This window comes from Streptomyces sp. NPDC030143 (assembly GCF_055573695.1).
Window position 1 is genome coordinate 597,016 of sequence record NZ_JBVIAY010000001.1, and the last position, 20,025, is coordinate 617,040.

At 72.3% G+C, this 20,025-nt stretch carries 19 protein-coding genes; 12 read left to right on the top strand and 7 right to left on the bottom strand.

The features are described 5' to 3' along the window. Positions 1-28: 28 nt before the first annotated feature. Positions 29-1,621 carry an MFS transporter gene (locus tag ACZ4YY_RS02625; protein ID WP_468282880.1) on the bottom strand — a complete coding sequence of 531 codons (1,593 nt, stop codon included), beginning with the start codon at positions 1,619-1,621 and terminating at the stop codon, positions 29-31. Positions 1,622-1,791: 170 nt separating this feature from the next. Here ACZ4YY_RS02625 and panB point away from each other — a divergent pair, with 170 nt between their 5' ends. The 3 genes from panB to ACZ4YY_RS02640 all read left to right on the top strand — a co-directional run bounded on the left by panB (position 1,792) and on the right by ACZ4YY_RS02640 (position 4,697). After that, positions 1,792-2,658, top strand: a complete 867-nt coding sequence (gene panB, locus ACZ4YY_RS02630) for a 3-methyl-2-oxobutanoate hydroxymethyltransferase (RefSeq protein WP_468282883.1) — start codon at positions 1,792-1,794, stop codon at positions 2,656-2,658. Positions 2,659-2,850: 192 nt separating this feature from the next. Then, the gene (locus tag ACZ4YY_RS02635) at positions 2,851-3,879 is read left to right on the top strand and encodes an ATP-binding cassette domain-containing protein (RefSeq protein ID WP_468282886.1); all 1,029 of its coding nucleotides are present in this window, start codon (positions 2,851-2,853) and stop codon (positions 3,877-3,879) included. After that, positions 3,876-4,697, top strand: a complete 822-nt coding sequence (locus tag ACZ4YY_RS02640; protein WP_468282889.1) for an ABC transporter permease — start codon at positions 3,876-3,878, stop codon at positions 4,695-4,697. Before ACZ4YY_RS02635 ends, ACZ4YY_RS02640 begins: the two co-directional genes overlap by 4 nt. Before the next feature lie 9 nt (positions 4,698-4,706). Here the strand turns inward: ACZ4YY_RS02640 and ACZ4YY_RS02645 are convergent, their stop codons facing one another. Beyond that, a complete protein-coding gene (locus tag ACZ4YY_RS02645; protein ID WP_468282892.1) occupies positions 4,707-8,000 on the bottom strand; it encodes an AfsR/SARP family transcriptional regulator in 3,294 nt (1,097 codons plus the stop codon). Positions 8,001-8,187: 187 nt separating this feature from the next. On the opposite strand from ACZ4YY_RS02645, the gene ACZ4YY_RS02650 reads away from it, so the two are divergent. Beyond that, complete coding sequence (locus ACZ4YY_RS02650) at positions 8,188-8,988, top strand: site-2 protease family protein (RefSeq protein WP_468282895.1); 801 nt, start codon at positions 8,188-8,190, stop codon at positions 8,986-8,988. Here the strand turns inward: ACZ4YY_RS02650 and ACZ4YY_RS02655 are convergent. Both ACZ4YY_RS02655 and npdG read right to left on the bottom strand, forming a co-directional pair. Next, entirely contained in the window at positions 8,978-9,160 is a 183-nt protein-coding gene (locus ACZ4YY_RS02655; protein ID WP_468282898.1) for a hypothetical protein, read from the bottom strand. The genes ACZ4YY_RS02650 and ACZ4YY_RS02655 overlap by 11 nt on opposite strands. Before the next feature lie 59 nt (positions 9,161-9,219). Continuing rightward, positions 9,220-9,936: an NADPH-dependent F420 reductase gene (gene npdG, locus ACZ4YY_RS02660; RefSeq protein WP_468282901.1), complete on the bottom strand. Its 717-nt coding sequence runs from the start codon at positions 9,934-9,936 to the stop codon at positions 9,220-9,222. Between the two features lie 125 nt (positions 9,937-10,061). Between npdG and ACZ4YY_RS02665 the strand changes: the two genes are divergently transcribed. Together ACZ4YY_RS02665 and ACZ4YY_RS02670 are read left to right on the top strand one after the other, a co-directional pair. Continuing rightward, positions 10,062-10,661 (top strand): hypothetical protein, encoded by a 600-nt coding sequence (locus ACZ4YY_RS02665; RefSeq protein ID WP_468282904.1) that lies wholly within the window; start codon positions 10,062-10,064, stop codon positions 10,659-10,661. Between the two features lie 62 nt (positions 10,662-10,723). Next, on the top strand, positions 10,724-12,037 hold the full coding sequence (locus ACZ4YY_RS02670) for an MFS transporter (protein WP_468282907.1): 1,314 nt from the start codon (positions 10,724-10,726) through the stop codon (positions 12,035-12,037). Positions 12,038-12,187: 150 nt separating this feature from the next. Here the strand turns inward: ACZ4YY_RS02670 and ACZ4YY_RS02675 are convergent, their stop codons facing one another. Next, positions 12,188-12,418 (bottom strand): hypothetical protein, encoded by a 231-nt coding sequence (locus ACZ4YY_RS02675; protein WP_468282910.1) that lies wholly within the window; start codon positions 12,416-12,418, stop codon positions 12,188-12,190. Positions 12,419-12,476: 58 nt separating this feature from the next. On the opposite strand from ACZ4YY_RS02675, the gene map reads away from it, so the two are divergent. Beyond that, positions 12,477-13,334 carry a type I methionyl aminopeptidase gene (gene map / locus ACZ4YY_RS02680; RefSeq protein WP_468282913.1) on the top strand — a complete coding sequence of 286 codons (858 nt, stop codon included), beginning with the start codon at positions 12,477-12,479 and terminating at the stop codon, positions 13,332-13,334. 127 nt (positions 13,335-13,461) lie between these two features. Continuing rightward, complete coding sequence (locus ACZ4YY_RS02685) at positions 13,462-14,112, top strand: biliverdin-producing heme oxygenase (protein WP_468282916.1); 651 nt, start codon at positions 13,462-13,464, stop codon at positions 14,110-14,112. A gap of 67 nt (positions 14,113-14,179) precedes the next feature. On the opposite strand, the gene ACZ4YY_RS02690 is transcribed toward ACZ4YY_RS02685, so the two are convergent. Together ACZ4YY_RS02690 and ACZ4YY_RS02695 are read right to left on the bottom strand one after the other, a co-directional pair. Then, positions 14,180-14,542, bottom strand: coding sequence for a hypothetical protein (locus ACZ4YY_RS02690; RefSeq protein ID WP_468282919.1), 363 nt, complete (start codon positions 14,540-14,542; stop codon positions 14,180-14,182). 131 nt (positions 14,543-14,673) lie between these two features. Then, on the bottom strand, positions 14,674-15,318 hold the full coding sequence (locus ACZ4YY_RS02695) for a PhzF family phenazine biosynthesis protein (RefSeq protein ID WP_468282922.1): 645 nt from the start codon (positions 15,316-15,318) through the stop codon (positions 14,674-14,676). A 420-nt stretch (positions 15,319-15,738) separates the two neighbouring features. Between ACZ4YY_RS02695 and efeO the strand changes: the two genes are divergently transcribed. Genes efeO through ACZ4YY_RS02715 form a run of 4 tightly spaced genes read left to right on the top strand, consistent with a single transcriptional unit; the run spans position 15,739 to position 20,008 of the window. Then, the gene (efeO, locus tag ACZ4YY_RS02700) at positions 15,739-16,881 is read left to right on the top strand and encodes an iron uptake system protein EfeO (protein WP_468282925.1); all 1,143 of its coding nucleotides are present in this window, start codon (positions 15,739-15,741) and stop codon (positions 16,879-16,881) included. Positions 16,882-16,896: 15 nt separating this feature from the next. Further along, the gene (efeB, locus tag ACZ4YY_RS02705; protein WP_468282928.1) at positions 16,897-18,159 is read left to right on the top strand and encodes an iron uptake transporter deferrochelatase/peroxidase subunit; all 1,263 of its coding nucleotides are present in this window, start codon (positions 16,897-16,899) and stop codon (positions 18,157-18,159) included. A 3-nt stretch (positions 18,160-18,162) separates the two neighbouring features. Further along, on the top strand, positions 18,163-19,047 hold the full coding sequence (efeU, locus tag ACZ4YY_RS02710) for an iron uptake transporter permease EfeU (RefSeq protein WP_468282931.1): 885 nt from the start codon (positions 18,163-18,165) through the stop codon (positions 19,045-19,047). Next, the gene (locus ACZ4YY_RS02715; protein WP_468282934.1) at positions 18,995-20,008 is read left to right on the top strand and encodes an SCO2278 family lipoprotein; all 1,014 of its coding nucleotides are present in this window, start codon (positions 18,995-18,997) and stop codon (positions 20,006-20,008) included. Before efeU ends, ACZ4YY_RS02715 begins: the two co-directional genes overlap by 53 nt. Positions 20,009-20,025 lie beyond the last annotated feature (17 nt).

A 20,025-nucleotide genomic window follows, 5' to 3' on the forward strand; every position in this document is an offset into this window, starting at 1 on the left:
CCGCGGGGCCGCCTGAGGGGTCCTTGCACTATGAGCTCGTGCCCACCAACTCCTCACCGTCCGCGGCGCCCTGAGGCTGCTTCGGCCGGCCCGGCAGGCACAGCCCGACCACGACCGCGCCGACGACCGCCACGCCCGCCCCGCACAGCGCGGTGACGTGCATGGCGTGCAGGAACGCCTCGTGGGCCGGGGCGACGAGGGCCTGCCCCTGCGGCCCGAGCTTCGACGCGACCCCCAGGGTCGCCTCGATCGACTCGCCCGCCGTCTCCCGCAGTCCGGCGGGCAGGGCGCCGAGCCCGTCCTCGACGCCGTTGCGGTACGCCGTCGACAGCACCGAGCCGAGGACGGCGATGCCGAGGGCGCCGCCGACCTGGCGGAAGGTGTTGCTGAGCGCGGAGGCGGAACCGGCCTTCTCACGGGGCAGGGCCTGCATGATGACGACGCTGGTCGGGGTCATGATGTGGGCCATTCCGGCGCCCATGCAGAAGAAGACGACCTCCAGCACCCAGATCGGGGTGTCCGCGTCCAGCGTGGCGAACGCCGTCAGCGTCGCCGCGATGACCAGCATGGCGGTCGTCGTGGTGGCCTTGATGCCGAAGCGGTCGACGACCAGCCGGGCCCGGGGCGCGAAGACCATCTGGGCGACGGCCAGCGGAAGCATGAGCAGACCCGTCTGGAGCGGCGAGTAGCCGCGCACGCTCTGGGTGTAGAAGACCGAGAAGAACGTCACGCCCATCAGCGCGAAGAAGACCAGCGCGATCACGGAGATCGCCGCCGAGAACACCTTGTTGCGGAAGTACGTGACGTCGATCGAGGGGTGGTCGCTGCGCTTCTCGAAGACGACGAAGGCGGCGAGGACGACCAGACCGGCGCCGGTCGTGGCCAGCACGGTGGGGTCGGTGAAGTCGGCCAGTTCGCCGCCCTTGATGATCCCGTAGACGAGCAGGACCAGGCCGACGACGGACAGGATCACGCCGACGGGGTCGGTCCGGCCGGGGTTCGGGTCGCGCGAGTCGGGCACCAGCCACAGCATCAGCGCGAGCGCGACCAGCACGATCGGCACGTTGACGAGGAAGACCGAGCCCCACCAGAAGTGGTCGAGCAGGAGACCTCCGGTGATGGGCCCGATGGCGATGGCGAGGCCCACGCCGCCCGCCCAGATGCCGATGGCCTTGGGCTGCTCCTCGCGCTCGAAGACGTTCATCAGCACCGCGAGGGTGGCGGGCATCACGAAGGCGGCACCGAGGGCCATCAGCGCGCGGAAGGCGATGAGTTCGCCGGGCGAGCCGGACTCGGCGGCGAGCGCGGAGCCGATGCCGAACACCACCAGACCGCCGAGCAGCACCTTCTTGCGGCCGAGCCGGTCGCCGAGGAGACCGGCGGAGAACAGCAGGCCGGCGAAGACGAGCGTGTAGGAGTTGATGGCCCACTCCAGCTCGCTCTGGGTGGCGCCGAGGCCCGTGGGCGCGGGCGTGGAGATGGTCTTGATCGCGACGTTCAGGATCGAGTTGTCCAGTACCACGATCAGCAGGCTCAGCATGAGCACACCGAGGATCGCCCAGCGGCGCCGGTGCACGGCTTCCGGTATGCGGGGGGCGTCATGGGCGGCAGGAGACGTCATGGGGCCGAGCGTAGGCACCTTGCGATACGAGACCGTCTCGTATCGGATTTCTTTTACTGAGGTCTTACCCACAGGGGGCGCTCTGGCCCTCCCTGGCACGAGGTGTCACCATGGGGGGTGGTCCGGGGACGCCGTGAGGGCGCCTCGAGATGACGTGAGGAGCCGTTGCAATGACGCAGCTTTCGGCTGCCCAGACGAAGTCCTCCGACGGCAGCAAGGCGCTGTACGGAGGCAAGGGCACGCGCCGCATCACGGTCCGCGACATCGCCGCCGCCAAGGAGCGCGGCGAGAAGTGGCCCATGCTCACCGCCTACGACGCGATGACCGCGTCCGTCTTCGACGAGGCCGGCATCCCGGTGATGCTCGTCGGCGACTCGGCGGGCAACTGCCACCTGGGGTACGAGACGACCGTGCCCGTCACCCTCGACGAGATGACCATGCTGTCGGCGGCGGTCGTACGGGGCACCCAGCGCGCCCTGATCGTCGGCGACCTGCCCTTCGGGTCGTACCAGGAGGGCCCCGTCCAGGCGCTGCGCAGCGCGACCCGGCTGGTGAAGGAGGCCGGGGTCGGCGCGGTGAAGCTGGAGGGCGGCGAGCGCTCGCACCGGCAGATCGAGCTGCTGGTGGAGTCCGGGATCCCTGTCATGGCCCACATCGGGCTGACCCCGCAGTCGGTGAACGCCATGGGCTACCGCGTGCAGGGGCGGGGCGAGGAGGCGGCCGCGCAGCTGCTGCGGGACGCCAAGTCCGTGCAGGACGCGGGCGCGTTCGCGGTGGTCCTGGAGCTGGTGCCGGCCGAACTGGCCGCCGAGGTCACCCGTGTGCTGCACATCCCGACCGTCGGCATCGGGGCGGGGCCGGAGACGGACGCGCAGGTGCTGGTGTGGACCGACATGCTCGGTCTGACCGGGGGCCGGGTGCCGAAGTTCGTGAAGCAGTACGCCGACCTGCGCCAGGTCATGGGCGACGCGGCGAAGGCGTTCGCGGAGGACGTCGTCGGCGGAACGTTCCCGCAGGAGCAGCACTCGGTTCACTGAGGGGTCCTTGCGCTATGAGCGCCTGAGCCAACTCCGCACAGGCAGCCCGCCGATCTTCCCCCGTCGGCGGGCTGCCGCCTTTTCCCGGGGCTCCGGTCGGGCCGGCCCCGGTCGGCGCTCTGTCGGTGGTCTGTCGGTCGGCGTCCGCGGGGTGTAGGCCGTCTGTCGGTGGGGACTGACAGCGTCTTGCGCATGACGCGAATCGACAAGAACCCCGACCCCGGCGCGGGCAGCGCCGTGACCGTGCGGGGTCTGGTCAAGCACTACGGCGAGACCAGGGCACTGGACGGTGTCGACCTGGACGTGCGCGAGGGCACCGTGATGGGTGTGCTGGGGCCGAACGGCGCCGGCAAGACCACCCTCGTACGGATCCTGTCCACCCTCCTCTCCCCCGACGCCGGGCAGGCGACCGTCGCCGGCTACGACGTCGTGCGCCAGCCGCGGCAGCTGCGCCGGGTCATCGGACTCACCGGGCAGTACGCCTCCGTGGACGAGAAGCTCCCCGGGTGGGAGAACCTGTACATGATCGGGCGGCTGCTCGACCTGCCCCGCAAGGAGGCGCGGGCCCGGGCCGACGAGCTGCTGGAGCGGTTCTCGCTGACCGAGGCCGCCAAGCGCCCGGCGAGCACGTACTCCGGCGGTATGCGGCGGCGACTCGACCTCGCCGCGTCGATGATCGGGCGGCCCGCCGTGCTGTACCTCGACGAGCCCACCACCGGTCTCGACCCACGGACCCGCAACGAGGTCTGGGACGAGGTCAAGCGGATGGTCGGCGACGGGGTCACCGTCCTGCTCACCACCCAGTACATGGAGGAGGCCGAGCAGCTCGCCTCCGAGCTGACCGTCGTGGACCGCGGCAAGGTCATCGCGAACGGCGCCATCGAGGAGCTGAAGGCGAAGGTCGGCGGCCGCACGCTGCGGGTCCGCCCGGCCGATCCGGCGCAGTTGCGGCCGCTGGCCGCATGGATCGACGAGCTGGGCATCACCGGGCTCGCCACCACGACGGTGGACACCGAGCGCGCCTCCGTCCTGGTGCCGATCCTCAGCGACGAGCAGCTGACCGCCGTGGTCGGCGCGGTCACCGCGCGCGGCGTCACGCTGACCTCCATCTCCACCGAACTGCCCAGCCTGGACGAGGTGTTCCTCTCCCTCACCGGCCACCGCGCCGGTGCCCCCGAGGACGCCGCGCCCGCCGAGACCCGCGAGGAGGTCGCCGTATGAGCGCCACGACCGCCACGATCAACACCATCGACGCCGACGCCCGGATCACGCTGCGCGGCCACCTGCGGCACACCGGCGCCCTGATCCGCCGCAACCTGCTGTGGATCCGGCAGGACCCGGAGTCGATGTTCGACGCGCTGCTGATGCCGGTCGTCTTCACCCTGCTGTTCGTCTACGTCTTCGGCGGCTCGATCGGGCAGGCCCTGGGCGGCGGGCAGGACGGGTACGTGCAGTACGTGATCCCCGGCATGATCTCGATGATGAGCATGACGTTGTCGCAGAGCGTCGGCACCGGTTTCAGCCAGGACTTCAACTCCGGTGTCATGGACCGCTTCCGCTCCCTTCCGATCGGGCGCGGTTCGGTGCTGTTCGCGAAGATCTCGGTGGAGCTGATGCGGATGCTCTTCGCGACGACCGTGCTGATGGTCGTCGCCGTCCTGGTCGGTTTCGACATCCACAACTGGCCCGGCCTGTTCGCGACCGTGGGTCTGTCCGCGGTGTTCGCCTCGTCGATCATGTGGGTGTTCCTCACCCTGGGCGTGGTCCTGAAGAACGCGCAGTCCGTGCAGGCGATGGGCTTCCTGGTGCTGTTCCCGCTCCAGTTCGGCTCGTCGATCTTCGCCCCGACGGCGTCGATGCCGGGCTGGCTCCAGGCGTTCACCGACTACAACCCGCTCTCCACGCTTGCCGACGCGGCCCGCGGGCTGATGGTCGGCGGCCCGGTCGCCCACGACCTGTGGGTGACGCTCGGCTGGTCGGCGGCCATCACGGCCGTGATGGCCCCGGTCGCGATCCACAAGTTCCGCACCAAGGCCTGACGTGGTGCGTCACACGAGGGCGACGGCCTCCTCGTAGGAGAGGCCGGCGCCCTCGGCGTACGCCGCCGCGTACGCCTCCTCGCCGAGCGCGGCCCGGGTCAGGGCGGTGGCGCGGACGCTCGTCTCGTGTTCCAGGCGCGGCGCCACGTGCCGGGGCGGCAGCAGGGCGTCGGCGGCGCCGAGGCAGCGGGCGGCGGCGAGGGCACGGCCGTCCCCGTCGGCGCCGGCCAGGGCGACGGCGGCGACGGTCAGGTAGAAGGAACGCATCTGCGGGGCGATGGCGGTGGACAGCGGGTCGCCGGCCCGTTCCAGCGCCTTGCGGATGAGGGTCAGTGCCTGCTCGCAACGGCCGTCGCGGGCCTCCAGCCAGGCCTCCGCGCCGAGGATGTAGGCGTCGAAGATGACGAAGTGCGCGATGGCGAACTCCTTTCGCAGGAGCCGCAGTTGCTCACGCGCCTCGGCGATCCGGCCGGTCATTCCGAGCCGGCCGGCCAGGAAGAGCCGGGCGATGGGCATGGCCTCGTTGGCGGTGCCGTCCTTGTCGGCGATCACCTCGCGCAGGAGGCGCTCGCCCCGCTCCTCCTCGCCCGCCTCCACCAGGGCGCTGCCCAGCCGGGCGGCGAGGACCGCCTTATGGGCGCGGGCCCCGAGCTCCTCGGCGTGCTCCATGGCGTCCTCGTAGTCCCTGGCGGCCTTGCGGTAGGCGCCGAGGCGTTCATGGGCCTCGGCGCGCGCGGAGAGGGCCTCGGCAGTGCCCCAGGCGTCGCCCAGACGCCGGTAGATCTCCAGGGACTCGTCGGCGTCGCGCTGTGCGTCGCCCGCCCAGTCGGAGCGGTTGGCGAGGATGTTGGCCCGCAGTTGCAGACAGGACGCGAGCTCCCACTCGTAGCCGGGCGTCTCGCGGCAGGTGCGGACGTTGGCGTCGATGATGGTGCCGAGGCGGTCCATGTCGCCGGTGAGCATCACGGCATAGAACCAGAGCAGGCCGGGGGTGCGGCAGGTCTGCGGCAGGCCGGGTTCGTAGGTGTCGGCGATGGCGCGCAGCTTGGCCTTGGCGGCCGGGCGCTGCCAGGCGTCCAGCTCGGTGTCCATGCAGGCGAGGTGCGCCAGGTGGACCCCGCGCCGGGCCTCCGCGAGGATCTCGCCGGTCATCGGCGGCGGGGTGTCGGTGCAGGGCTTCCACACCGGGGCGGCCGGGCGCACGGGCTCGGTGAAGGGGTCGGGGCCGAGGGCCATGACCTCGAGGCACCAGGTGCGGGCCTCGATGCGCAGGTCCCGCATCTGCCAGTACCGGACCAGGGAGAGCGTGAGGCAGAGCGCCTCCTGCTCGTCGCGCAGGGCGACGGCGCGGCCCAGCGCGGTCCGCAGGTTCTCGTACTCGAGCTGGAAACGGCCGACGGCGGCACGCTGACCCGGGCCGCGCAGTAACCGCTCGGTGGTGCGGGCCAGTTCGCGGTAGTACGTCAGATGCGCGCGTTCGGCGGCGGTGCGGCCGCCGGACTCGTCCAGGCGCTCGCCCGCGTACTCGGCGACGGTCTCCAGGAGCCGGTAGCGCCTCGCGCCGTCGGGCGCCGGCGCGGCCACGACCAGCGACTTGTCGACGAGGGAGCCGAGCGCCTCCAGGGCGGCGGGGCCGCAGACGGCCTCGGCGGCGGTGAGGTCGCAGCCGCGGGCGAACACCGACAGCCGGCCGAGGACCTCGCGTTCCTCCGCGTTCAGCAGCTCCCAGGACCAGTCGACGACGGCCCGCAGCGTCTGCTGGCGGGGCAGCACGGTACGGCTGCCGGAGGTCAGCAGCCGGAACCGGTCGTCGAGCCGGTCAGCGATCTGGCGGGGCGTCAGCATCCGCAGCCGGGCCGCCGCGAGCTCGATCGCGAGGGGGAGGCCGTCCAGCCGCCGGCAGATCTCGGCGCACGCCTCCGGGTCGTCCTCGGTCCGGAAGCCGGGTGTCGCGGCTGCCCCCCGGTCGGCGAACAGCCGCAGGGCGACCGGTTCCGGCAGCGGTTCCACCGGGCGCAGCACCTCACCGGGCACTCCGAGCGGTTCCCGGCTGGTGGCGAGCACGGTCACTCCCGGACACCGTCTGAGCACCTCCTCGACGAGCCGGGCCGCGGCCTCGACGACGTGCTCGCAGTTGTCGAGGACGATCAGCATGCGGCGGCGCGCGCAGTGCTCGACGAGCCGCTCCACGGGGTCGTCGTGCCGGTCGGCCACCGCGCGCATCTCCTCGGCGCCGGCGCCGTAGAGCACGGTCTCCCGGGCCCCCACGGCGGTCAGGACGGCCTGCGGCACGGCGCCCGGGTCCGCGACGGGCGCGAGTTCGGCCAGCCACACCCCGCCCGGTATGTCGCCCCGCACGGTGTCGGCGGCCTCCTGCGACAACCGGGTCTTGCCGGCTCCCCCGGGCCCCAGCAGCGTGACGAGCCGCGCGGCGGCGAGGTCTCCCCGGATGTCCTCGATGTCCGCCTCCCGTCCGACGAAGGAGGTGAGGCGGGCCCGCAGGTTGCCCCGGGCGGGGGCGGGGCTCGGCGGTCCGTCTGCGTGGTGGGGGCGGGCGGCCGGTCCCGGCGGGGTGCCGGGGGTGAGGAGCTCGGCGTGCAGGGCGCGCAGTTCCGGGCCCGGGTCCGTGCCCAGGCGTTCGGTGAGCAGGCGGCGGACGGCGTCATAGGCGGCCAGGGCCTCGGCGGTGCGGCCCGCGTCGCGCAGGGCGCGCAGGCGGAGGGCCTGGAGGGGCTCGTCGAGGGGGTGTGCGTCGCACAGGGCGGTCAGGTCGGGCAGGGACTGCTCGGCCCGGCCGAGGGCGAGCGCGGCGGTGTGGCGGGCACGGACCGCGTCGAGCCGGCGGGCCTCCCGCCGGGCGGCCTCGGCGGTGCGGTCGGGCAGGTCGGCGAGGGCCGGACCCCGCCACAGGGCGAGGGCGTCGTCGAGGAGGACGGCCGCCTTGGCGGGGTCGTCGTCGGCGAGGGCGCGCAGGCCGTCACCGGTCAGCCGTTCGAAGCGGTGCAGGTCGACGGCGTCGGGGCCGGCGGCGAGGCGGTAGCCGCCGTCCACGGAGGCGACGGCGTCCGCGCCCAGGGTGCGGCGCAGCCGGCCGACGAGGGCCTGGAGGGCGCCGGTGGCGTCGGCGGGCGGGTCCCCGGCCCACACCTCGTCCACCAGGAATGCGGCGGGCACGGTCCGCCCGGCCCGCAGCGCCAGCACGGTCAGCAGGGCACGCAGCCGGGTGCCGCCGACGGCGACGGGGGTGCCGTCGGGGCGGAGTGCCTGGGTGGTGCCGAGGATGCGGTAGCGCACGGGGTTCATTCTCTCCGGTCGGCTGGGGACGGGTCACGGGGACGGGGTGCGAGGTGTGTCCCGGCACCGAGGTGTCCCACGCGGGGTCTGGTCCCACCTTCCTCGGAACCCGGAGACCCTCGCGAGACGTTTTCCCCGTGCGCCCGGTACGGTCGGGCTCGCCGCAGGCCGCCGACCCGACAGGGAGCACCCCTCGATGACCACCGCCCTCACCCGCCGCAGCGACCGGCGGATCAGTCCCGTGTTCGTCGGGATCGTGGCCGTCACCGCGGTCACGGGCTGGGCCACCTGGACCGGTTTCGCCGCGCAGCCCGGTGTGGCCGTGTTCCTGTTCGTGACGGCGGCCTGGATCGTCTCCCTGTGCCTGCACGAGTACGCGCACGCGCGCACCGCCCTGCACAGCGGTGACATCTCGGTCGGCGCGAAGGGGTACCTGACGCTGAACCCCCTCAAGTACACGCACGCGCTGCTGAGCATCGTGCTGCCGGTGGTGTTCGTGATCATGGGTGGGATCGGTCTGCCGGGCGGTGCCGTGTTCATCGAGCGCGGCCGGATCCGGGGCCGCTGGCGGCACAGTCTGATCTCGGCGGCCGGCCCGCTGACGAACGTGCTGTTCGCCGTGGTGTGCACCGCGCCGTTCTGGCTGGACGCGCTGGACGGCGTGCCGGCCGACTTCCGGTACGCGCTGGCGTTCCTCGCCGTGCTCCAGGTGACGGCGGCGATCCTGAACCTCCTGCCGGTGCCCGGTCTCGACGGCTACGGCGTCGTCGAGCCCTGGCTGCCGTACCACGTGAAGCGGCAGGTGGAGCCGTTCGCGCCGTTCGGGCTGCTGTTCGTGTTCGCGCTGCTGTGGGTGCCGGCGGTCAACGGCGCGTTCTTCGACGCGATCGACGCGCTGATGCGGGCGCTGGGCGTCGGCGACCTCGAGCAGTACTGCGGTCAGTCGCTCTACCGGTTCTGGCAGGGCACGAGCGAGATCTGCTCGGTCAGCCCGTGACGGAGGACCTGCGGGCCTTCTCACGCTTGACGTAGTACCAGGACATGTTGGACGACAGGCCGGCGAGCAGCACCCACACGACGCCCAGGAAGCTGCCGTTCGCGAACGACACGACGGCGGCCGCCACGGCGAGCAGGCAGACGACGAGGGTGTAGAGAGCGAGGCGGGGCATGGGGTCGGCTCCTGTCGGGGGGACACTGCTGGTGACGCCCACCAGTGTCCCCCATCGCCTCATACGTCCGTGACGCGGAGCCCGGCGTGGGCCTTGTAGCGGCGGTTGACGGAGATCAGGTTGGCGACCAGCGACTCCACCTGGTGGGCGTTGCGCAGCCGGCCGGCGAAGACGCCGCGCATGCCGGGGATGCGGCCCGCCAGGGCCTGCACGATCTCCACGTCGGCGCGCTCCTCGCCCAGCACCATCACGTCGGTGTCGATCTCGTCGATCTCGGGGTCCTGGAGCAGCACGGCCGACAGGTGGTGGAAGGCGGCGGTGACCCGGGAGTCCGGCAGCAGGGCGGCGGCCTGTTCGGCGGCGCTGCCCTCCTCGGGCTTGAGCGCGTAGGCGCCCTTCTTGTCGAAGCCGAGCGGGTTGACGCAGTCGACGACGAGCTTGCCGGCCAGTTCCTCGCGCAGTGACTCCAGGGTCTTGCCGTGCCCGTCCCACGGCACGGCGACGATCACGATGTCGCTGCGGCGGGCGGTCTCGGCGTTGTCGGCGCCCTCGACGCCGTGACCCAGTTCCTCGGCGGCGGCCCTGGCGCGGTCGGCGGCGCGCGAGCCGATGATCACCTTCTGACCGGCCCGGGCGAGCCGGTGGGCGAGGCCCTTGCCCTGCGGCCCGGTTCCGCCGAGCACGCCGACGACGAGGCCGGACACGTCGGGGAGGTCCCACGGGTCCTTGGCGGGGGCCTTCGCGGGGGCGTTGTGTGCACTGTCGGTAGAGGTCATGGGCCGACTGTACGTGCGAGCGGGCACCCCCGAGGGGTGGGGTGGCGGCGGTCACGTTCCCCGGTCGGGGGAATCGCCGGGGAACGTCCGTCCGGCGGGGGCCGGGTGCGGCAGGATGCGGCCGCATGGACGCCGTACGGGTCGCGCTGCTGCGCGAAGTGCTCGCCGGGACGGAGTGGCTGGGGGCCACCCGCAGGTTCGCCGCGGTGCTGCGCGGGTCCGTGGTGTCGCACGGTGGCGGGCTGCTGCTGGTGGGCACGCCCGACTACGAGCCGTGGCATCTGGCGGCGCACCTGGTGGACGAGGCGGCCTGGTCGGGCACTCCGGAACTGGCCCCGACGCTGGTGCGCCATCACGCGCGTCCCTCGGATCCGGCGCACCTCGCGGTCGGGCCGGGGCGGATCGGGGCGGCGCGGCGCGGCGAGACGCTGCTGGTGGTGTCGCCGTCGCGGGACGCGGACCTGCTGGAGCGGGTGTCCGACGCCCGGCGGGCCGGGGTGACCGTGCTGGCGCTGGGTCCGGGCGAGGGGGAGCTGACGGGGCTGGCGCACGAGGCGCTGGCCGTGCCGGAGGGCTCGGAGCTTGACCTGGACACCGTGCAGCACCTGGTGAGCGCGGCGGCCGGGGAGAACGTGGTGCCCTCGCGGAAGGGCCGCCGCCGCTTCCGCGACCGTCTGTCGAGGCTCGCGGAGTCCCTGACGGCGCCGCCGCCCGCACCCTGGTGAGTGCCGGACCGGCCGGAAAAGCGGTTGCCGCACCCCGGGGCCGCCCCCGACGATGACCGGTCGTGACCGCCGACGACTCCCCCACGTCCCCTTCCCGTCCCCGCGTCTGGCTGCCCGATCTGACGCCCTGGCGGGCCTCCCGTGACTTCCGCCGGCTGTGGGTGTCGGGGCTGATCTCGAACTTCGGCAGCTTCCTCACCTTCGTCGCGCTGCCGGTGCAGCTGAAGGAACTGACCGGGTCGGCCGCGGCGGTCGGCGCGATCGGGGCGGTGGAGCTGGTGCCGCTGCTGCTGTTCGGGCTGTACGGCGGGGCGCTGGCCGACGCCTGGGACAAGCGGAAGCTGATCCTGTGGACGGAGGCCGGGCAGGGCCTGCTCTCGGTCGTGCTGCTGCTGAACGCGCTGGCGCCGACGCCGGCGGTGTGGCCGTTGTACGTCGTCGCCGCGCTGTCCTCCGCCCTGGTGTCGGTGCAGCGGCCCGCGATGGACTCGCTGTGGCCGCGGATCGTGGCCCACGAGCACCTGCCGGCGGCCTCGGCGCTGAACTCACTGCGCTGGACGGTCGGCGGGGTCGCGGCCCCGGCGCTGGCGGGCGTGGTCGTGGCGTACGCGGGGCTCGGCTGGGCCTACGCGGCCGACCTGGTCACCTTCGTCGTCTCCGTCGCCCTGATCCGGCGCATCGCCGCCTCCCCCGCCTCGGGCGACGCGGTCAGGCCGTCGCTGCGGGCGATCGCCGAGGGCGCCCGGTACGCCTGGAGCCGCAAGGAACTGCTCGGCACGTACGCCGTCGACCTGGCCGCGATGTTCCTGGCGATGCCGCTGGCCGTGCTTCCGTTCCTCGCGGACGAGCTGCACGCCGAGTGGTCGCTGGGGTTGATGTACGCGAGCGTGCCGGCCGGGGCGATGCTGGTGAGCCTGACCGGCGGCTGGACGTCCCGCGTCCACCGGCACGGGCGGATGGTGGTGCTCGCGGCCGCGGTCTGGGGCGTGGCGATCGCGGGCGCCGGGCTGGTGGGCAACGTGTGGCTGGTGCTGCTGTGCCTGACCCTGGCGGGGGCGTCCGACATGGTCAGCGGCATCTTCCGCGGCGTCATGTGGGACCAGACGATCCCGGACGACCTGCGCGGGCGGCTCGCCGGCATCGAGCTGCTGTCGTACTCGGTCGGGCCGACGGTGGGTCAGGTGCGCAGCGGTGGGCTCGCGGCCTGGCTGGGGGTGCGGACCTCGGTGTGGTCGGGCGGGCTGCTCTGTGTGGGAGCGGTGGGGCTGCTGGCCCTGTGTCTGCCGAAGCTGATGACGTACGACGTGCGGACGAGCGAGCACGCGGCGCGGCTGCGCGCACAGCGCGCGACAGCCGCACCGAGCGAGGCGGCCTGAGAGCTCCGGACAGAAGGGGGGGCCGATCGGCTCGCGGCGTCCGGTGCGTGCGATCGCAAGGCGCCGGAAGCCGTTCGCAGCGGAGCCGTCAGGCGCTCGGAGCTCCGGACGGAAGCAGGACTCCCTTTTCGTCCGGAGCTCCAGGGCCCGTCAGTCGTCGTCCCGGCCGCCCGTGGGGGCGTCGTGCCACTTGGGGTCGTTCTCCCACTCGAGGTTGCGCTCGCGGGCCGTCTCCATCGCGTGCGCGGCCTCTGCCCGCGTGGTGTACGGGCCGAAGCGGTCCTTGCCGGGGCACTCGGGGCCTTCCTCGACCTTCTTGTGCTCCAGGCAGTAGTACCACTCGCCCGGCTTGCCGACCGTCCGCTTCTTGAACAGGGCCATGACCAGCTCCTCTCGCCAACGACATGTTCCCCCATGCCCGCTGGTTAGACTCGCTGTCATGTCTGGCCAGTCGCTGCTCGTCCCCGGGGAACTGTCCCCCACCCGTTCCGTGCCCGGAAACATCCGCCGCCCCGAGTACGTCGGCAAGCCCGCGCCGACGCCGTACACCGGCCCGGAGGTGCAGACGTCCGAGACGATCGAGGCGATGCGGGTCGCCGGCCGGATCGCCGCGCGGGCGATGGCCGAGGCCGCGAAGATCATCGCGCCGGGCGTGACCACGGACGAACTGGACAAGGTGGCGCACGAGTACCTGTGCGACCACGGCGCCTACCCCTCCACCCTCGGCTACCGCGGTTTCCCCAAGTCGCTGTGCACGAGCGTCAACGAGGTCATCTGCCACGGCATCCCGGACTCGACGGTCCTGCGGGACGGCGACATCGTCAACCTGGACGTGACCGCGTACATCGGCGGCGTGCACGGCGACAACAACGCGACCTATCCGGTCGGGGAGGTCGACGAGGAGTCTCGCCTGCTGGTGGAGCGGACCCGGGAGTCGCTCGACCGGGCGATCAGGGCCGTCAGGCCGGGCCGGCAGATCAACATCATCGGCCGGGTGATCGAGTCGTACGCCAAGCGGTTCGGGTACGGGGTGGTGCGGGACTTCACGGGCCACGGCATCAACTCGTCGTTCCACTCCGGGCTGATCATCCCGCACTACGACAGCCCGCACGCGACGACCGTCATCCAGCCCGGGATGACGTTCACGATCGAGCCGATGCTGACCCTCGGGACGCACGAGTACGACCTGTGGGACGACGGCTGGACGGTCGTCACGAAGGACCGCAGGCGTACCGCCCAGTTCGAGCACACGCTGGTGGTCACGGACACGGGCGCGGAGATCCTCACCCTGCCCTGAGCGCCGCCTGCCGCACCTCCGCGGAAACCCGTCCTCTGGTGAGGGCGGGTTTCTTCTTCTACGCTTTTACCGACAGGGCGTCGGCAAACTGTTGACTTAGGCACACCTAACCTCAGAGGATGTGGCCATGGACTCCTCGTTCTCGACAGTGATCCGCACGGCGTCCCACGAACAGCACGTGGAGGCCGAGACCTCGACGTTCATGGCCGACCTGCTCGGCGGCAAGCTCGGCGTCGACGCCTACGCGCGCTACACGGAGCAGCTGTGGTTCGTGTACGAGGCGCTGGAGGCGGAGGCCGGGAGGCTGGCGTCGGATCCGGTGGCGGGGCCGTTCGTCCGGCCGGAGCTGTTCCGGCTGAGCGCGCTGGAACGGGATCTGGCGCACCTGCGGGGCCCGCGCTGGCGGGAGCTCCTGTCCGCGCTGCCGGCCACGCGCGCGTACGCGGACCGGGTGCGCGCGTGCGCCGAGCAGTGGCCCGGCGGGTACATCGCCCACCACTACACCCGCTACCTCGGCGATCTCTCCGGCGGGCAGATCATCCGCGACCGGGCCGAGCGGACCTGGGGCTTCGAGAAGAAGGGTGACGGCGTCCGCTTCTACGTCTTCGAAAAGATCGGCAATCCGGCCGCCTTCAAGCGCGCCTACCGCGCCCTGCTGGACGGGGTGCGCGCCGACGACCTGGAGAAGCAGCGCGTCGTGGCGGAGTGCAGGAGGGCGTTCGCCCTGAACACGGCCGTCTTCCGCGCGCTGGGCGAGGAGTTCCGGCTCTCGGCGTGAGCCGCGCGGCGCGCGGCGGCACCGGCCCCCTCGGTCGAGGAGGGGGCCGGTGCCGTCGCGCGGGTCCTCAGAAGCGGTCGCAGTGCGCGCCGGCCCAGAACAGGTCGCTGGACGACGTGTCGATCGCGCCGATGTACGGGCTGCAGACGGGGTCGGCGTCGAAGCGGTGGCGAGCGTGATCACCGTGGTGGCGGCCCTCGTCACCGTGGTGACGGCCCTCTTCGCCGTGATGGCGGCCCTCCGCGCCGTGGTGGCGGCCCTCGTCACCGTGGTGGCGGCCCTCGTCACCGTGATGGCGGGCCTCCTTACCGTAGTAACCGGGGTCGTCGGCGTGGTAGCCGGGCTCGTCGGCGGCGGTGGCGGTGGTCGCGCCGACGGCGGTCAGGGCGGCGCCCAGGACGACGGCGGCCAGGGCAGCTCGGATGCGCATGGTGCTCCTCTCGGGGTGGCTGGGTGGTCACGCCCAGAGGTCCCCGCTCGCCGCCGCGCGCACACGCGGGACCACCCGTACGGACGCCCGAATGACCACCGGACGCGGACGACGCTCCGCCGGGCCCCGGCTCAGCGCTCCAGGTACACGCGGCCGCCGATCTCCACCCACCCGTGGGGCTGCGGCGCCGTCAGGATCTGGGAGCCCGCGCCCTGCGTGATGTTCAGGGCCCGGCCCAGCCGGTCGGTGAGCAGCAGCGCCGCCGCGCCGGTCGCCTCGTCCTCCTCGATGCCGTCGTCGCGGCCGGGGAAGCCGCGTGCCCGGATCCGGCCGGCGGGCTCGTCCTCCCAGGCCCACGCGTAGACCCACTCGCCGGGCGGCGGTACCGGCAGGTCGTCGACCTCGGCTGCGGTGGCGTACTGGCGCAGGGTGCGCGGCGGGGCCCACTCGGCGCGCGCCTCGATCCAGCTGAACTCCCCGTCGAGACGGGCGCCCACCACCCCGGCGGGGGTGACGAGTTCGGGCACGTCCAGGAGCCAGGCCGTGCCGACGCAGGGGTGTCCGGCGAAGGGCAGCCGCAGGGTGGGGGTGTAGATGTCGATGATCCCGCGCTCGGGGTCGTCCACGAACACCGTCTCGCTGAAGCCGAGTTTGGCCGCGAGTTCCTGCCGGTCGCTCCGCTCGGGCATCCGGGAGCCGTCGCGGACGACGCCCAGTTCGTTGCCGTATCCGCCGTTCGGCGCACAGAAGACGCGGAGCACGTCGTAATCAGTCACGCGGGCATTGAAGCATCGCGCGCCCGCCCGGGCTCGCTGACGCCGTGTCGGACGGGTCGCCGGTCGGCGCTGCGGACGTGCGGCCGTGCGCGTGGCGGATCGCCTCCGACGGGCCGGCCGCCGAGATGCGCGCCGAACGGTTCTCGACGCAGGCGTACGGCCGGCCCGTCGAGAGGCCGCCGCACCGCCGGACGGACGCGCCGCCGTATCACCCGCGGCGGGAGCTTTGAGTTTCCTTTGACCGGTTCTTTGCGCCCGATTTGACCCCGCGTGATCTCCTCGTGCTCATGGAGCGTCCATGAGAGCTGAATCACGGCCCGGACGGGTATCGGAGAGGTAAGCCTCGGTTAAGTTAGGGCAGCCTCACTCATCTCTGTGAGTACCGTCACGCCGCTTTTCAGCCACCCCCCGGGAGCCCGCATGCGAGCCGTCAGACTCTCCGTCGTCACCGCCGCCCTCACCGCGGCCGCCCTGACCGCCGTCACCGGCTGCACGGAGAAGAGCGATGCCAAGGGCGGCGACCGGGTCATCGACGTGACCGCCACCGACGACAAGTGCGAGACCTCCAAGAAGGAGATACCCGCCGGGCACGTCGAACTGGCCATCGAGAACAAGGGATCCAAGGTCACCGAGGTCTACGTCCTCTTCCCCGACGACCGCGTGGTCACCGAACGGGAGAACATCGGCCCCGGCACCAAGCAGCGGGTCACCGCCGAGGTGAAGGCCGGCGAGTACCAGATCGCCTGCAAGCCGGGCATGAAGGGCGACGGCATCCGCCAGACCCTCAAGGTCACCGGCACCGGCTCCACCGCCGCGCGCGATCCCCGCCTGGACAAGGCCGTCGCCGCCTACCGCGCGTACGCGCAGGCGCAGGCCGACGAGACGCTGCCCAAGGTCGCGACGTTCGTGGCGGCGGTCAAGGCCGGTGACCTGGAGGCCGCGAAGAAGGCCTACGCGCCCTCCCGCATCGGCTGGGAGCGCACCGAGCCGGTCGCCGAGTCCTTCGGCGACATCGACCCGAAGGTCGACGTGCGCGAGGACGGCCTGGAGGCCGGTCAGGAGTTCACCGGCTGGCACCGGCTGGAGAAGGCCCTCTGGCAGGACAAGAAGATCGGCGCCGAGGAGAAGACCCTCGCCGACCGGCTCGTCACCGACCTGACGGACTGGCAGAAGCGGGTCGGCACCGCCGAGATCAGCCCGACCTCCATGGCCAACGGCGCCAAGGAACTGCTCGACGAGGTCGCCACCGGCAAGGTCACCGGCGAGGAGGAGCGCTACTCGCACACCGACCTCGTCGACTTCAAGGCCAACGTCGAGGGCGCCCAGAAGGCCTACGAGCTGCTCAAGCCGGTCGCGCAGGAGAACGACGCGGCGCTGACCGGCGAACTCGACCGGCAGTTCACCGCGCTGAACACGCTGCTGGACAAGTACCGCGCGGACAAGGCCTCCTACGACTTCGTCTCGTACGACAAGGTCACCGAGGCCCAGCAGAAGGAGCTGTCGGACGCGGTGAACGCGCTCGCCGAACCGCTGTCGAAGCTCGCCGCCGCCGTCGCGAAGTAACCGGAGGCCACTGACATGTCGGAGCTCACGGACCCGGACAGCACCTCCCCCGCCCCCACCCGGCGGGCGCTGATCGGCTGGGGCGGCGCCGGGCTGGCGCTCGGGGCCGCCGCGGCCGGCGGCGCGGTCGCCATGGCCCGCACCGGCCAGGACGCCGAGCCGGCCGGCGCCGCGGCGGGCGCCGCGATCGCCTTCCACGGCACCCACCAGGCGGGCATCGCCACACCCGTCCAGGACCGGCTGCACTTCGCCGCGTTCGACGTGACCACGACCGACCGCGCCGCGCTCGTACAGCTGCTGAAGGACTGGACCGGGGCCGCCCGCCGGATGACGGCCGGCCGGGCCGTCGGCGAGGGCGCGTACGGCGGGCTGCCAGAGGCGCCGCCCGACGACACCGGCGAGGCCCTCGGCCTCAAACCGTCCCGGCTGACCCTCACCGTCGGCTTCGGCCCGTCGCTGTTCACGAGGTTCCAGCTCGCCGGGCGGCGGCCCGAGGCGCTCGTCGACCTGCCGAAGTTCGCCGGGGACAACCTCGACGCGGCCCGCAGCGGCGGCGACCTGTGCGTGCAGGCGTGCGCGGACGACCCGCAGGTCGCCGTGCACGCCATCCGCAACCTGGCCCGGATCGGCATGGGCAAGGTCGTCATCCGCTGGTCGCAGCTCGGCTTCGGCAAGACGTCGTCGACGACGCCCGAGGCGCAGACGCCGCGCAACCTGATGGGCTTCAAGGACGGCACCCGCAACATCGCCGGCACGGAGACGGACCGGCTGGAGAAGTTCGTCTGGGTCGGCGAGAAGGACGGCCCCGCGTGGATGGTGGGCGGCTCCTACCTCGTCGCCCGCCGCATCCGCATGCACATCGAGACCTGGGACCGCACCTCGCTCCAGGAGCAGGAGGACATCTTCGGCCGCGACAAGGGCGAGGGCGCGCCGGTCGGCAAGGCCAAGGAGCGCGACGAGCCGTTCCTGAAGGCGATGAAGCCCGACGCGCACGTCCGGCTCGCCCACCCCGACTCCAACCACGGGGCGACGATCCTGCGCCGCGGCTACTCCTTCACCGACGGTACCGACGGCCTGGGCCGTCTGGACGCGGGCCTGTTCTTCCTGGCCTACCAGCGGGACGTGCGCGAGGGTTTCGTGCGGATCCAGCGCAACCTCGCGAGCGACGCGCTCAACGAGTACATCCAGCACGTGGGTTCGGCGGTCTTCGCCGTCCCGCCGGGCGTCCGGGACGCGGACGACTGGTGGGGCCGGACGCTGTTCTCCAAGGAGGCGTAGCCCGTGTTCTCCAACTACCTGATCGGACTGCGCGAGGGCCTGGAGGCCGGACTCGTCGTCTGCATCCTCATCGCCTACCTGGTCAAGACCGAACGCCGCGACGCCCTCAAGCCGGTCTGGGCGGGCATCGCCGTCGCGATCCTCCTCGCGCTGGGGTTCGGGTCGGCCCTGGAGTTCGGCTCGCAGGAGCTGACGTTCGAGGCGCAGGAGGCACTCGGCGGCTCCCTGTCGATCCTCGCGGTGGTGTTGGTGACGTGGATGGTGTTCTGGATGCGGCGCACCGCCCGGCACCTGAGGACCGAGCTGCACGGCAGGCTCGACGCGGCGCTCGCGATGGGCACGGGCGCGCTGGTCGCCACCGCGTTCCTCGCCGTCGGCCGGGAGGGCCTGGAGACCGCGCTGTTCGTGTGGGCGTCGGTGCACGCGGCCGGTGACGGCACCCCGCGCCCGCTGATCGGCGTGGCGCTGGGCCTGGCCACCGCTGTCCTGCTGAGCTGGCTTTTCTACCGGGGCGCCCTGCGCATCAACCTCTCCCGGTTCTTCACCTGGACCGGCGGCATGCTGGTCGTCGTCGCCGCGGGTGTGCTGGCGTACGGCTTCCACGACCTCCAGGAGGCCGACTGGCTGCCGGGCCTGACCGACCGGGCGTTCGACATCAGCGACACCGTCCCGCCGGACAGCTGGTACGGCACCCTGCTGAAGGGCGTCTTCAACTTCCAGCCGGATCCGACGGTCCTCCAGGTCACGGTGTGGCTGCTGTACCTGGTCCCGACGCTCGCGCTGTTCCTCGCCCCGGTAGGGTTCGCCTCCGGGAAGGGGAAGGTGAAGTCACCTGATGACCAGGGAACGCAGCCTGAGGACCGGCCGTCCACGGCCCCGCAGGCGTGAGAGCAACGCACTCGTAGCGGTCTCGCTCACCGTCGTCTCGCTGACGGCGAGCGGATGCGTGGTGGTCCACGGGGAGCGCGAGGTGCTCCCCGCGACCACCCGGGCGGAAGCGGCCGAGGCACTCGAGGAGTTCACGACCGCGTACAACAAGGCCGACGCGGCGTACGACAGTTCCCTGGACGCCCGGTACACGACCGGCGCGCTCGCCGTCATCGACGCGGCGCGTCTGAAGGCCGGACGGGTCAACAACCCGGACGGCAATCCGCGGCACACCCCGCTGGTGCTGACGGACGTGCGGTACACGATCCCCAAGAAGGCGGGCTGGCCGCGCTGGTTCGTCGCCGACGCGGACGCCAACAAGGCCGGCGACTCGCGCTGGGTGCTGGTGTTCACCCGGCACGGTCTGTCGGAGACCTGGCAGGTGGCGTACCTGACGCTGGTCGCGCCGGGCGCGCTGCCGGAGTTCACCAAGGACAAGGACGGCTGGGCCGAGGCCGTGCCGGCCGACTCCGCCGAACTGGCCCGGCCGCCCGCAGAGTTGAGCAAGGACTACACGTCGTACCTGAAGAACGGCGGCGACACCTTCGCCGACGGTGTGTACACCAGCGACCTGCGGGCCGCCCGCGCGAAGAACTCCATCAAGCCCGGCCTGGTCACGCAGTACATCGACGAGCCGCTGACCGACCACGACTACGCGCCGCTGGCACTGCGCACGGTGGACGGCGGGGCGGTCGTCTTCTTCTCCTCGCACCACTACGTCAAGCAGACCGCCGCGGCCGGAGCGACGGTGCCGACGCCGAACGCGAACGTGCTGGCGCTGACCACCGGCGAGGTCAAGCAGTCGCTGACCATGGAGTTCGTGGGCAACGGGGTGGCCGTCGACCCGGCGAAGGGGGCCGCGGACCAGAAGGTGTCGTTGGTGAGCCGGCTGGAAGGACTGACGGCCGCGAAGGGCGAGTGACGCCCCCTCGGAGCCGG

What these genes read in the sequence shown, in the direction of transcription:
- ACZ4YY_RS02625 (WP_468282880.1), bottom strand. Translation starts at nt 1,621, where the DNA reads ATGACGTCTCCTGCCGCCCATGACGCCCCCCGCATACCGGAAGCCGTG.
- panB (WP_468282883.1), top strand. Translation starts at nt 1,792, where the DNA reads ATGACGCAGCTTTCGGCTGCCCAGACGAAGTCCTCCGACGGCAGCAAG.
- ACZ4YY_RS02635 (WP_468282886.1), top strand. Translation starts at nt 2,851, where the DNA reads ATGACGCGAATCGACAAGAACCCCGACCCCGGCGCGGGCAGCGCCGTG.
- ACZ4YY_RS02640 (WP_468282889.1), top strand. Translation starts at nt 3,876, where the DNA reads ATGAGCGCCACGACCGCCACGATCAACACCATCGACGCCGACGCCCGG.
- ACZ4YY_RS02645 (WP_468282892.1), bottom strand. Translation starts at nt 8,000, where the DNA reads ATGAACCCCGTGCGCTACCGCATCCTCGGCACCACCCAGGCACTCCGC.
- ACZ4YY_RS02650 (WP_468282895.1), top strand. Translation starts at nt 8,188, where the DNA reads ATGACCACCGCCCTCACCCGCCGCAGCGACCGGCGGATCAGTCCCGTG.
- ACZ4YY_RS02655 (WP_468282898.1), bottom strand. Translation starts at nt 9,160, where the DNA reads ATGCCCCGCCTCGCTCTCTACACCCTCGTCGTCTGCCTGCTCGCCGTG.
- npdG (WP_468282901.1), bottom strand. Translation starts at nt 9,936, where the DNA reads ATGACCTCTACCGACAGTGCACACAACGCCCCCGCGAAGGCCCCCGCC.
- ACZ4YY_RS02665 (WP_468282904.1), top strand. Translation starts at nt 10,062, where the DNA reads ATGGACGCCGTACGGGTCGCGCTGCTGCGCGAAGTGCTCGCCGGGACG.
- ACZ4YY_RS02675 (WP_468282910.1), bottom strand. Translation starts at nt 12,418, where the DNA reads ATGGCCCTGTTCAAGAAGCGGACGGTCGGCAAGCCGGGCGAGTGGTAC.
- map (WP_468282913.1), top strand. Translation starts at nt 12,477, where the DNA reads ATGTCTGGCCAGTCGCTGCTCGTCCCCGGGGAACTGTCCCCCACCCGT.
- ACZ4YY_RS02685 (WP_468282916.1), top strand. Translation starts at nt 13,462, where the DNA reads ATGGACTCCTCGTTCTCGACAGTGATCCGCACGGCGTCCCACGAACAG.
- ACZ4YY_RS02690 (WP_468282919.1), bottom strand. Translation starts at nt 14,542, where the DNA reads ATGCGCATCCGAGCTGCCCTGGCCGCCGTCGTCCTGGGCGCCGCCCTG.
- efeO (WP_468282925.1), top strand. Translation starts at nt 15,739, where the DNA reads ATGCGAGCCGTCAGACTCTCCGTCGTCACCGCCGCCCTCACCGCGGCC.
- efeB (WP_468282928.1), top strand. Translation starts at nt 16,897, where the DNA reads ATGTCGGAGCTCACGGACCCGGACAGCACCTCCCCCGCCCCCACCCGG.
- ACZ4YY_RS02715 (WP_468282934.1), top strand. Translation starts at nt 18,995, where the DNA reads ATGACCAGGGAACGCAGCCTGAGGACCGGCCGTCCACGGCCCCGCAGG.